11 protein-coding genes and 1 pseudogene are annotated in these 11,730 nt (G+C 31.0%); 8 read left to right on the top strand and 4 right to left on the bottom strand.

Annotated elements, in window-relative coordinates; translation table 11 throughout:
* From ACFCYN_RS23450 to ACFCYN_RS23435, 4 genes and pseudogenes are all read left to right on the top strand, one after another.
* Window positions 1–266, top strand: a pseudogene (locus tag ACFCYN_RS23450) (hypothetical protein); the annotation flags it as partial.
* 272 nt (window positions 267–538) lie between these two features.
* Window positions 539–1,564, top strand: a complete 1,026-nt coding sequence (gene desA / locus ACFCYN_RS23445; protein WP_375952183.1) for a Delta(5) desaturase DesA — start codon at window positions 539–541, stop codon at window positions 1,562–1,564.
* 101 nt (window positions 1,565–1,665) lie between these two features.
* Entirely contained in the window at window positions 1,666–2,799 is a 1,134-nt protein-coding gene (locus tag ACFCYN_RS23440; protein WP_172444440.1) for a sensor histidine kinase, read from the top strand.
* Window position 2,800: 1 nt separating this feature from the next.
* Window positions 2,801–3,400, top strand: a complete 600-nt coding sequence (locus ACFCYN_RS23435) for a response regulator transcription factor (RefSeq protein WP_172444441.1) — start codon at window positions 2,801–2,803, stop codon at window positions 3,398–3,400.
* 66 nt (window positions 3,401–3,466) lie between these two features.
* On the opposite strand, the gene ACFCYN_RS23430 is transcribed toward ACFCYN_RS23435, so the two are convergent.
* The gene (locus ACFCYN_RS23430; protein ID WP_375952179.1) at window positions 3,467–4,327 is read right to left on the bottom strand and encodes an alpha/beta fold hydrolase; all 861 of its coding nucleotides are present in this window, start codon (window positions 4,325–4,327) and stop codon (window positions 3,467–3,469) included.
* A 366-nt stretch (window positions 4,328–4,693) separates the two neighbouring features.
* On the opposite strand from ACFCYN_RS23430, the gene ACFCYN_RS23425 reads away from it, so the two are divergent.
* A complete protein-coding gene (locus ACFCYN_RS23425; RefSeq protein WP_375952176.1) occupies window positions 4,694–5,572 on the top strand; it encodes a proline iminopeptidase-family hydrolase in 879 nt (292 codons plus the stop codon).
* 164 nt (window positions 5,573–5,736) lie between these two features.
* Here ACFCYN_RS23425 and ACFCYN_RS23420 read toward each other — a convergent pair whose 3' ends face one another.
* On the bottom strand, window positions 5,737–6,384 hold the full coding sequence (locus ACFCYN_RS23420; protein WP_375952173.1) for a 2OG-Fe(II) oxygenase: 648 nt from the start codon (window positions 6,382–6,384) through the stop codon (window positions 5,737–5,739).
* 430 nt (window positions 6,385–6,814) lie between these two features.
* A complete protein-coding gene (locus ACFCYN_RS23415; RefSeq protein ID WP_375952170.1) occupies window positions 6,815–7,642 on the bottom strand; it encodes a 5'-nucleotidase, lipoprotein e(P4) family in 828 nt (275 codons plus the stop codon).
* A 233-nt stretch (window positions 7,643–7,875) separates the two neighbouring features.
* On the opposite strand from ACFCYN_RS23415, the gene ACFCYN_RS23410 reads away from it, so the two are divergent.
* The 3 genes from ACFCYN_RS23410 to ACFCYN_RS23400 all read left to right on the top strand — a co-directional run bounded on the left by ACFCYN_RS23410 (window position 7,876) and on the right by ACFCYN_RS23400 (window position 10,486).
* On the top strand, window positions 7,876–8,340 hold the full coding sequence (locus ACFCYN_RS23410; protein WP_172444446.1) for a GNAT family N-acetyltransferase: 465 nt from the start codon (window positions 7,876–7,878) through the stop codon (window positions 8,338–8,340).
* Window positions 8,341–8,377: 37 nt separating this feature from the next.
* Window positions 8,378–9,235: an alpha/beta fold hydrolase gene (locus tag ACFCYN_RS23405; RefSeq protein WP_375952186.1), complete on the top strand. Its 858-nt coding sequence runs from the start codon at window positions 8,378–8,380 to the stop codon at window positions 9,233–9,235.
* A 627-nt stretch (window positions 9,236–9,862) separates the two neighbouring features.
* Entirely contained in the window at window positions 9,863–10,486 is a 624-nt protein-coding gene (locus ACFCYN_RS23400) for a histidine phosphatase family protein (RefSeq protein ID WP_375952166.1), read from the top strand.
* Between the two features lie 569 nt (window positions 10,487–11,055).
* Here the strand turns inward: ACFCYN_RS23400 and ACFCYN_RS23395 are convergent.
* Entirely contained in the window at window positions 11,056–11,520 is a 465-nt protein-coding gene (locus ACFCYN_RS23395) for a hypothetical protein (RefSeq protein ID WP_375952163.1), read from the bottom strand.
* Window positions 11,521–11,730: the final 210 nt, after the last annotated feature.

The following is an 11,730-nucleotide window of genomic DNA, read 5'->3' as shown; positions in this document are numbered from 1 at the left end:
ATTATTGGGTGGTTATTAAACTAACTTTATCTATTTTAGTTATATTTCTTGGTATCTTCTTTTTAAATGACTGGTTTTCATACTTAGTTAAGGCCGCAGAACATACCGGGATTGCTGCTCTTAAAGAAAGTAAATTCGAATCAACTTGGCTTTCAATCATTATAACGGGATTATTTAACATTAGCTGTTTAGCATTTATGACATTTATTACTTATTTTAAACCTTTTGGCAAAATTAAAAAAAATAAAATTGTCGCAGAAAGGTAAAAAAACATATATTTTGGGACTTTGTACAAGCATGAAGTAATACTATTCGGGTATTACTTTTTTTTTATAAAAAAAATGTAATATAAAATGAAAAATTAACCATTCTAACTATTATGTTTTGGTAGAAATTATATTGAAAGTAAACGGTTTATTCAATATGACATTTGTCATTAATTCTACATGACGCCTGCTACTACCACCCGCAAGATTAACTTATATAATTAGGATAATATAATAAAGTTTAGTCACCAACATATGGAAGGAACTTCTAAATGTCAAAAGAAAATCAAAAGAGTTTACGTAAACAAATTATGCCTTATGAAAAATCAAATTTAAAAGCTAGTATTTGGCAAATGATCAATACATTTATCCCATTTTTATTTTTATGGTTTATTGCTTTTAAAAGTATCTCTGTTTCAGTAGTACTAACGATCGTTATTGATGTTTTTGCAGCATTATTCTTAGTAAGGGTTTTTATAATATTCCATGATTGTTGTCATCAATCGTTTTTTAAGAATAAAACCGCAAATAAAGTTCTTGGGACGATTACAGGTGTTGTAACGCTATTTCCATTTAGTCAGTGGAAGCATAGTCATTCAATTCACCATGCAACAAGTGGTAATTTAGATAAGCGCGGAATTGGTGATATGTGGGTTTTAACAGTAGATGAATATGTTGCTGCTCCGTTCTGGACAAAGTTGCAATACCGTTTATATCGTAATCCACTAATCATGTTTGGTTTAGGGCCGATTTATATCGTGCTAATTTCAAATCGCTTTAATGCAAAAAATGCAAAATTAAAAGAAAGATTAAATACGTATTTAACGAATATTTTAATTGTTGGTATTTCTGCATTGTTTTGCTGGCAAATTGGTTGGGAAAATTATTTGTTAGTGGAAGGGCCGATCTTTTTCGTATCAGCAGTATTAGGAATTTGGCTTTTCTACGTGCAGCATCAATTTGAAGACTCTTATTTTGAAGAAGACAATAATTGGGAATATGTAAAAGCTGCAGTTGAGGGAAGCTCTTTTTATAAACTCCCAAAAATATTGCAATGGCTGACTGGTAATATTGGATACCACCATGTTCATCATTTGAGTCCTAGAGTACCGAATTACAATTTAGAGGAAGTTCACAATAATACACTTCCATTACAAAATGTGCCAACAATTACACTAAAAACAAGTTTTACTTCTTTAAAATTCCGACTTTGGGATGAAAATACAAAGCAGTTTGTAAGATTTAAAGATCTTAAAACAATTTATAAAGTAAACCGCGAAAGTTCAGACACTGTCTGAACTTTCGATGTATTCAATTTACAATTTAAAGATTAACTTTGTCTAAATGTGATAAGATTGTTAAAGAATGACATAATACGTCTGAATAAAGAGGTTAATCTATGTTTAAAAGATATTTAGTTTTCTTAAAAAGTACTGGAATTTCGCCATACATTTGGACAGTTCTAGGAATTTCACCATTTTATTTTATTTTTCTTTCGGCACATTCTACCTTAAGAATTGTAGTAGGAATTTTATTAACGATCTCATTTTTAATTATTTACCGATTGGCATACATATCACAAGGTTGGTCGATCTATCTTTGGTCATCCATATTAATTGTCATTTCCTTTTCAATGAATATACTTTTTAGTTATGTATATTTTGCTTTTTTTATAGCTTACATGATTGGAAAGAAGAAAAGTCGAGTTACTTTTTTAACTTTATATATCCTTCATTTAGTCATAACGACTATTTCGATTAACATTACAATAATTCTTCAAGAAGAATTATTAATTAGGCAGTTGCCATTTATAATCGTAACTTGGATCAGTGTAATCTTATTACCTTTTAGTCTATATAGCCGGAATGAAAGAGGGCAATTAGAAGAAAAGCTTGTAGATGCTAATAAACGTATTTCAGATCTTGTGAAATTAGAAGAGAGACAAAGAATTGCACGAGATTTACATGATACACTAGGTCAAAAACTTTCCCTGATAGGCTTAAAAAGTGACTTAGCAAGAAAGTTAGTTACGAAAGATCCAGAACTGGCTCAAAATGAATTAAAAGATGTACAGCAAACTGCCAGAACGGCCTTAAATGAAGTTCGAAAAATTGTTTCTCAAATGCGTGGAATTCGAATTAAGGATGAGCTAATAAGAATTAAACAATTTTTGCTCGCAGCGGAAATTACATTCGAGTGTAATGATACACTTCAACTAACAAATGTTTCTTTATTAACAGAGAATATAGTCAGTATGTGCTTAAAGGAAGCTGTAACAAATGTTGTAAAGCATAGTAGTGCTACACTATGTAGAATTTCGATTAAACAAATGAAAAATGAAATTATCTTCTCTGTTATGGATAATGGGGTTGGATGTACTTCTATTGAAAAATTTACGACAGGCTATGGATTAATCGGTATGAAAGAACGACTCGAATTTGTGAATGGAACACTAGATGTTAACTGTGAAAATGGGATGACATTAATTATGAGAGTTCCAATAGATGTAAAACAAATTGAAGTGGAGGACTAAAATGATTAGGATTGTTATCGCCGAAGACCAACGAATGCTTTTAGGAGCGCTTGGTTCTTTACTTAACTTAGAAGATGATATGGAAGTAATAGGTCAAGCCTCAAACGGAGAAGAAGCAGTAAAACTTGTTAAGCAATTACAACCGGATATTTGCATTATGGATATCGAAATGCCAAGTAAAACGGGCCTTGAAGCAGCAGAAGAATTAAAAGCATTCGATTGTAAAGTCATGATCCTCACAACTTTCGCAAGGTCTGGTTATTTCCAAAGAGCATTAAAAGCAGGCGTAAAGGGATATTTACTAAAGGATAGCCCAAGTGAAGAGTTAGCAAGCTCAATTAGAAGCATCATTTCAGGAAAGAGAATTTATGCTCCTGAATTAATGGATGATGTTTATGCAGAAGAGAATCCGTTGACTGATCGTGAAAAAGAAGTTTTAGAACTTGTAGCCGATGGTAAAAATACACAAGAAATTGCAGATGAATTAAGCTTGAAAACTGGTACCGTAAGAAATTATATTTCTATGATTTTAGACAAATTAGAAGTGAAAAATAGAATTGAAGCTATTAAACAATCGAAAGAAAAAGGCTGGTTTAAATGAGGATAGAAGAGCAGGTATAGTAGGGGATTTTTATAACCTACTAAATCCTGCCCTCCCTGTACTGATTTAGTTTCCAGCTTTTTTTGTTGCTTTTTTTCTAGAATTTGATTTCTTTTTTCCTGTTTTTCTTAGCTCTTTAAAGAATTCGTCTAGTTCTTGATTGAACTTATCTGTTTCTTCTAAGAATAAGAGATGACTACTATTATAAAATGGAACGAATTTAGAACCTTTAATTCTTGATTGGATAAATTCACCAGCCTCTAATGGGAAGAATCCATGACTGCCGAAGCAAATTAACGTAGGTATATCTACGTTACAAAGTGTATCACGATAATCTACTGCAGTTTGATTAAAGACTATTGTGCTTGCAATTGCTGCAGGTAACTTATTCATTTCCTTTAAAATCCATTTATGCTCCTTTGGATTAGGTTGATCCATAAACATACCATATATAAAATCGCTATTAAATTGGTTTTGATCTTCTTGAATCGATTGCATGACATTTTTTAATATCGTAAAATCAAATGCTCCAAACTCCCAATCAGGCCAAATATAATCAGATGCAGATTGATCAACTACTGTTAAAGCTTTAATATTTTTAGTTCCGAATTGATTCACATAATCCCACAACACAAAAGCACCCATTGACCAGCCTACTAATATTACATCTTTTAAATCTAATTTTTCGATAAAGCATTTTAAATCTTTAGCATACTGTGCAACTGTATGACCATATTGTACTTTTGAAGATTTTCCATGTGCTCTTAAATCTAATGTAATAACTCGATAATTTTTACTAAAATACGGTACTTGTTTATGAAAGAACTTACTACTCATCATAACTCCGTGAACAAATAGGACAGTTTGACCTTCTCCATGATCTTCATAATAGAGCTTTGTGTGTGAATCAAGTTCAACATATGCCAATTAAATCGCCCCCATTGGCTTATAGATTAGTTTCTTTCTTATATTATTTCTTTCAAGAAAAATTCATGACAAAGCCGACTTCTTTATATATAGCTGTTTTGAAAAAATATACAGATTCATTAAAAAAAGAGTAGTAGATATTAAAAAAATCTATTGCAAAGTTTGACGATTTAAATTTGGAAAAAATAGAAAATATGATAAAATTCAGATAAATAATAAATGGAAATACATAAAACTGTCTAGGATGTGAAATAGAGATCAATGTATTTTTTATTCTGTTGATCTGTTCTTTTCTTTTCATGTTAGTTAGGCGTCTATGAAAAAACATCGAAATCTATTATTAATACTTAAAAAGGGGAGAAATAGATGACTGTAAAAGAAGGATTTATTGAAGTAATTGGTGGGAAAGTATGGTATCAGATTCATAACATTGATTCTAAAAATACACCTGTAATTGTTTTACATGGTGGGCCTGGTTCATCGCATTATTCAATGCAAGGTCTAGATATATTAGCAGAAGATCGCCCAGTTATTTTTTATGACCAGTTAGGCTGTGGAAAATCTGAGCGTCCAACAGACACTTCATTATGGAATATAGATAGATTTGTGGAAGAATTAGGGCAAATCCGGGAAGGACTTTCACTTGATGAGTTTCATATTCTCGGCCATTCATGGGGAACGACTTTAGCTGCAGCTTATTATTTATCGACACCAGTAGGAGTCAAGAGCATAGTCTTTTCAAGTCCTTGCTTAAGTGCGCCATTATGGGCGGAAGATCAGGATCGTAATCGAAAGCTACTTCCACTTGAGGTACAAGAAACTTTAAAAAGCTGTGAAGAGAATGGAACAACAGAATCAGAAGAATACAAGGAAGCAACTTCCATTTTTAATAAGCATTTTGTTTGCAGATTAGACCCATATCCAGAATTTCTAAAAGAGGGAAGACATTACAGAAATTCAGAAGTTTACAATATAATGTGGGGGCCATCAGAGTTTCATGTAACTGGAAACTTAAAGAGTTTTGACTGTACTTCACAATTACAAGACATACATGTACCAACAATGTATACTTGTGGACGATTTGATGAAGCAACTCCTGAATCTACAAAATACTTCAGTACACTAACTCCAAATGCTAAGTTTCACGTATTTGAGAAGAGTGCACATATGCCATATGTTGAAGAACAAGATGAATATGTTAAAGTGAATAGTAGTTTTTTCAATGAAGTAGACTTAGAAAACTAATGAAATATAGATAAAACGCATGGATATTTCACCATGCGTTTTTATTATAGGTTCATTTTTTAGAAATCGTTAAGTAATCTTGAAAATTTATTATTATTAGAATTGTCAGAAATATCCAGTCGTAATTTTCCATATATTCATCATAGATTAAGAATGATAGTGAATTAACGAACGCGTTGTCGTCTGATCCATTGTGTAGCAACCCATTTTTCTCCGCTAATAACAGGGTTACCCGCATGTAGTGTTAGTTCATTAATCGTTTCATCCTGATAAAAATATTCAAAGTATAAAGCTGTGCCTTTTTTTGCTGTAACCGAATAGTTAAGAGAAGGAAAAATTGTTTCGCCGCCTTCTTCTACATCATTTAAATAGAGAATAAGCGTACTAATTCTATTATTATTCGTTCGGTGATTGGAAAAGTAATCGAAATGCGGCTTATACTGTTGCCCAGGTTCATAATGAAGAATTTGTAAAGGTTCTGCATGTTCGATTGGAATATTCATTATAGTTTCGATTCGTTTTTCAACTCGTTTGATCAGTTCAGTTTCACTTTCATCGAAAAACATGCCACTGCTCGTTCGCATGTTATTTTCTTCGTGAGATAATCCAATTTTTGACCGTTTCATGCGAAATTTCGCATGGCTAATTAGCTCATCACATTCATCATCACTTAAAACATTTCCAAGTAAAACGATGAGCGGTTCATCCTGTCGACTAATAATCTCGATATTTCGATCAATCGTTTGGATGATTGGACCTGAATGAGTAAAAATGGTTTGTTCGGATTCCTTTAAATTTCCTACCTCTAACATTTGTCACATCTCCCTGATTTCATTTGATTCAAATACGATTCATAATTAAAGTGGATCATTGCCTAGAGCGAACTCTTCATAATCGGAAGAAAATGATATCCCCATAGCAGTCTTTCGATAAGTAACTGGAATCAATGTTTTTTGTAGAAAAAATTTAAGATTTCGACAAAATAATTGTTTTTTTAAATAAATTCCCTACTGTATTAGGTTTTTCCTGCTAACTATTGAGTCATTTTAAATAAGATTTTATTAATGGGTTTAATTGATTTTTAATTATTGAAATCTTTATTAGCGGAAAATAACAGATTTTACTAATTATGAAGGATCATAGTTTAATGAATAATCTCAGAGTTTGTGTATGTAGAAATTTGAAAGGCACAATAAAAAAGGTCAGATAAGAAAAATCTATCTTATCTAACCTGATTCAGTATTATTTCATGGGTTGTAAGGTTTTATAGCGATCTGCTGCTTTTTCATCTTCTGTTTTTGACGGTTTGTATTGATAAATTGCATCTTCCCAATCACCATACATTGGATTTGGAAGTTGTATATATTTAATTCCTAAATCTTTAGCGATTTTATCAACATTTTCTTTTCTAGTTTTTAAATCCGCTTTATAAAAAATATCAGATAAATCATTTGAATTATCTCCGATTAACATAACAATATCATGAGTTTTTGCAATTTCTGCCTGTCTTGGACCTTTTTGGGCAGTATCAGTTTTAAAGTACAAATGTTTATTATCGACGTTAGGTAAGTCATGAAATTTCATATTTCTTATTGTGTCATTGCGTGTTTTTTCAGGCCGATTTGTAAGATAAAAAATATCAACATTCATTTTTTTTGCAGTTAATAAAAAGTCTTTGGCACCTGGTATTAACTCAGCTTTTGCTAGGTGGATCCATTCATCCCATCCTTGGGGGTAAGACGTATTATTTTTAATTGACCAGGCAGTATCAGGGGAGTTATCGAGTACAGTCTCATCAATGTCTAAAACGACAGCAGCAGGTTTAGCATTATTATTTAATTTATCACTTGCTTTCCTTTTAACCATTGTCTCGGCAAGTTCTTCTTTTGCTTGATTATAAATTTGAATTTGCAATGCCTTATTTTCAGCAGAGGTCTGAAACCAATTTGTGGACATAACATTATGCTCTTGTGTGCTTCGTTCAAATTCAGCTTTACTAAAACTAATACCTGCCAAAGAGCCAATTACAAATGCAGATAGGATCGAAGTGGTAATTAAACTTTTTTTCATTTTATATTATCCTTTCATATTTACGTAATAAATAAGGGTGACTTATTAAATTAGAAAAATTACTTATCAAGGTTGGTATTACCAAAAGAAAGAATAATATGCGTTCTTCTTTTGGAAATTTCAATTACCGTAATAATTTATTTTTCTGAATATAATGAAAAAAATGATATGATATAAGGTGATGAGTTTTTACTAAAGAATCGAATTATTGTAGATATTCAAGGAGGCAAATAATGAATATACGTTTAGAAATCGTAACAAGAGAAAATTGGGAAAAAGCAATTAAACTTGGGGTTTCCAGAAACCAATTAAATTATGTCCCTTCAGTTGCTGTATCACTCGCAAAGATTTATATAAAACCTGATGGTGAAGATGTAGAATATATCCCATTTGCAATCTATGATGATCAAAAAATGGTTGGATTTATTATGCATGCCTTTGAAGAGAATACGACGAATAGTTTTTGGATCAATGGTTTTTTAATAGATAAAAAACATCAACGTAAAGGCTATGGAAAATTTGCGTTTGCTGAAATGGTAAACTGGATTAAAAATAAACATCCTCAATGCAATGAAATTCGATTAACAGTTCATAAAGATAATAAATCAGCGATGAATTTATATAAACAGTACGGATTTAATCCAAACGGAGTCTTTTTTGGAGAAGAAGAAGTTTGGTATTACTCCGTCAAAAGATAACTGCATGATTGTAAATCAAAAAGTAGAGGTATTTTATATGGAGAAATGGGAACGAAAGCTTATTAACACTAAAAGAGGGGTTTTTGAAGTATTTAGCAAAGGTGAAGGCGAACCATTATGTGTAACTCACCATTATTCTGAGTTTAATGATTCAGGAGATTATTTTGCAAATTCTTTTACTAAATTATTTAAAGTATACTTAATAAATTTACGAGAAACAGGTAATTCAGAAAAAGCACATTTTCCACATGAATTAAGTATGTTGGAAACAATTTTTGATTTAGAAGAAATTAGGGAATCACTAGGCTATACTTCCTGGAGTTTTGCTGGACATTCTACTGGTGGGATGCTTGGAATTATTTATGGAATTTATTTCTCAAACTCATTAACATCTAATATGATTGTTGGTGCTGCAGCGAGAGACTATGCAACGTTTTCAAAAGACTGTATTTATAACAAAGCTCATCCTAGGTATAGTAAAATGCAAGAGCTCATTGAAAAACTAAAAGGCAGTGAACTATCTAATGAAGAAAGAGTAAATCTTTCGATTGAGCGGACAAAATTATCTTTACATAAACCAGAACGATACAATGAATTTTTCAATCTACCAATCTCTAAAAAAATGTGTTCAATTCGCTTAAATTACTTTAATACGGAATATCAAATATATGATGTCACAAAAAAACTTTCACTAATCAGCTGTCCGACTTTAATCATTTGTGGAAAGTATGATGTACAATGTCCAATTGAATACTCGGAAGAAATAGCTGAAGGAATTAAAAATTCTAGATTCGTTCTATTTAATGAAAGTAATCATTATCCATTTTTAGAAGAGAAGGAAAAGTTTTTAAATGAAGTAAAACTTTTTACTAAAAAAGTCTCAACATTAAGTTAATTTGTAGTGCTGAAAATAGAAATCACAGATCAATGATATTTATCTTAAATAATTGATCTACTAAATAGATTGATTTTATTAACTAAATGACAGGATCGGATAAGAAAGAATTCATCTAACTTGAATACCTTTTAAATTAGAGAAATCTTCAGGGGGAAAAAAGATGGAGTATTTATTCATCGGTTTGTTATTCATAATTTTTATGCTTAGTATTACCAATAGGTTAAACGCACTAGAAAAGCGATTGAAGTATATAAGCAGAAAGTTTGACCAGGTCGCTACTCAAGTTAAAGTGCCTAAAACACCCAATAAATGATGAATTGCGTAAACTTAAACAAGATGGTGAGATAATTAAAGCAGTTAGAGAAGCTAGAAATGTATTTGGAATATTATTAGAAGCTAAACAGTATGTTGACAGTTTATAAATAAGATTTTTCAATTATTTTTTGCTTATGTAAAAAACTTATTCTATTAATAGATTAATTTGAATTTCTATAAAGAGATTATATAGTGCATAAACCTATAATTACTAAAGTTTTACTTAACTTAATTGCTGGTATATTAGTAAGCGATGAGAAGAAAAACATACAAATAAATAATTACTAAAATACAGTTAGGAGTTTTAATTTGTTAACAATCTATTTAACAAGACATGGTGAAACAGAGTGGAATATTGAAAATCGACTCCAAGGTTCAAAGGACTCCAATCTTACTTCCAATGGGATTAGAGATGCAAAATTATTAGGTAAAGAGCTATCAGAAGTAAAGTTTAGTAAAATTTACACAAGTTCGAGCAAACGTGCAGTAACAACAGCAAATATTTTAACGAGTGACCGATCTATCCAACTTATTCAAGAGGATGATTTGAAAGAAATTAATTTCGGTGATTGGGAAGGGAAAACGAAAATAGAAATAAATGAGCAATTTAAAAATGAGTTTGAATCGCTATGGAGTTCTCCTCATTTGTATGACCATGCTCCACATCGAGGTGAAAGTTTAGAAGACTTAAGAAACAGAGTGGGGGATGTTATTCAAAAGATAGTCAACTCAAATGAGGAAGGAAACGTTTTAATCGTTACTCACGCTGTTGTATTAGCGACGATTGTAGCTTATTTAAAACAATCACCAACTGAAAAATTATGGGATATACCTTATGTACATGGAACAAGTTTAACGATTATACATGTTAATCAAGATAAGAATATAGAGTTCAAATTACTTTGTGATACAAGCCATTTAGAGAAAATTTAATATGAAAAATGTGAAGCCTACCTATTATTGAAGGTAGGTTTTTAAAGTTTTAAAATATAAAATTGTCAATAGTTAAAATGTAACTAAATGATTTGTTTGAAGGCAAATTTCTGTTAATGATGTTTTTAATTTGTTTAAGAATTCCAACAAACTTTTGTAATGACTCTTTTTCAGAATATACTTACCTAAGATGCTAATTGTTTAAAGAATTCATTTATTAGTTTATAAACAGGAAATTTAAGTATATTAGCAAAATAGCGGAACATTTAATTTCTATTTTTTCTAACTAAAGGGGGTTAAAAAGGTTTTTACTACACACTTTTTAAAATTGAAGTAGTTGATTGGAACGGAGGGGTTCTCGACTCCTATGGGAGATGCGGGAAGGCTGAGACCCCGCAGGCGCACGGCCGAGGAGGCTCAAGAATCTCGCCCCATGGAAAGCGAGAATCCTGTAGTGGAAAACAACCACATACTGCTTCCTTTACATTGAAAATATAGTTGATTAAGTGACAAGTTCTATTTACAACAGCGCAGAAGCCTACCTTTTTATTAAAGGTAGGCTTTGTTGTTTAAATAGATTGAGCAGATTTTTCGTTTTCATTAAATTTACTTATTTCTTGATCAATCACTTTAATAAGTAAAATCGTGATTAAAACAAAAACAACATCTATAAAATAGATTAATATATTTAAATATGTTTCCTGAAGCATAATTCCAAGCATTGCTCCCATCATTCCACCCATTATACCTGCTGTTATACCTTCTAATACAGCCATTAAAGATAATGGTTTTCCCGTTAAATACCCTATTAAAATTCCAACACATATTGAAATAATTGTAGGAATCGTTAAATCTGTATCACGGTATAAAATCCCACAAATCGTTCCAATTGTTACACTTGTCATCATTGAATTAGTCATACTAATCATCTTCCCGGCAGTACAAGAAAGTCTATTCTTTTTTCTATTTGCAATTATGATAACATATGATGAAAGTAGAGCAGTTAAAGCAATACTAGACCATTCTAACAACATGTAGTTTACTCCTCTCTAGGATGGTTTCTAAGATGATTTAGCTTTAATAAATAGTTAAACGTTCAATTATATGTTGTAAAAGGCTATTTGTATGAGTGAGTTTAATAGAAAATTATTTATTAAAGTTTCATCAAATCATTTAGTAATGGAAGCTAATGGAAATTTTTAAATAATAAGGAGTGCTTTTAATGAAGAGAATTTATTACATAT

Source organism: Gottfriedia sp. NPDC056225 (assembly GCF_042267765.1).
Lineage (GTDB): Bacteria > Bacillota > Bacilli > Bacillales > Bacillaceae_G > Gottfriedia.
Note: the sequence above shows the minus strand (reverse complement) of the source record. Positions and strands in the feature narration are given on the sequence as shown.